At 44.3% G+C, this 709-nt stretch carries 1 protein-coding gene; it reads left to right on the forward strand.

Translation table 11 applies throughout. The features are described from left to right. Positions 1 to 466: 466 nt before the first annotated feature. The coding region (locus tag ACP5L5_RS11750) for an alpha-L-fucosidase (RefSeq protein ID WP_428764011.1) at positions 467 to 709 on the forward strand (243 nt) is incomplete at its 3' end.

Here is a 709-nt window from a genome sequence, read left to right on the forward strand (position 1 = left end):
CACAATTAGCCACGTGAAGGTGAGCATCGTTAAGATAGAGGAGATGATTAGTGAAGCTAAGAAGTTACTCTAACCTTTTATTCGAAGAAACCATTAGGCATAGCGATACTGCAGTTTTCAAGTACTTCTCATCCAAACTATACTGAGTGAGAATTAACTTAGAAACTTGAATAGGTTAAGAGGGAATCTAGGGGACTGTGACAGTGTGGCAATTCTTAGTGAGAATGCAATACATACATAATACATGATAGCCCATTCTACATAATTCCCCAGAAGGGTTTTTTAACTCCTTCCCTTTAGAGTATGTCTCAGTGGTCCTTGGTTCCCGAGACCCGCAGTCCACCTGCGGTGAGGGGGCCAGGGAATCGCCGCAATGAAGCCGGAGGCAACAACCACCCCCGGCAGAGCGGTAGCCCACAGAATTATCATGGTTAAATATTTTAAAGTTCAAACCTTCTTCGTTAGTATGGTTAATTTCCCCGTTAGTTTACCTCCTGGCCCCTTTGAGGCTGATTGGGAGTCTCTTAGGGGTTTTAGGATCCCTGGTTGGTTTAGGTACGCTAAGTTCGGTATATTCATTCATTGGGGTGTTTACTCTGTCCCAGCCTTTGGTAATGAGTGGTATCCCAGGAACATGTATATTCAGGGGTCAAGGGAGTTTAAGTACCACCTTGAGCATTATGGGCCTCATGATAGGTTTGGTTACAAG

It is taken from the genome of Vulcanisaeta sp., assembly GCF_049966235.1.
In the GTDB taxonomy this organism is placed as follows: domain Archaea; phylum Thermoproteota; class Thermoprotei; order Thermoproteales; family Thermocladiaceae; genus Vulcanisaeta; species Vulcanisaeta moutnovskia.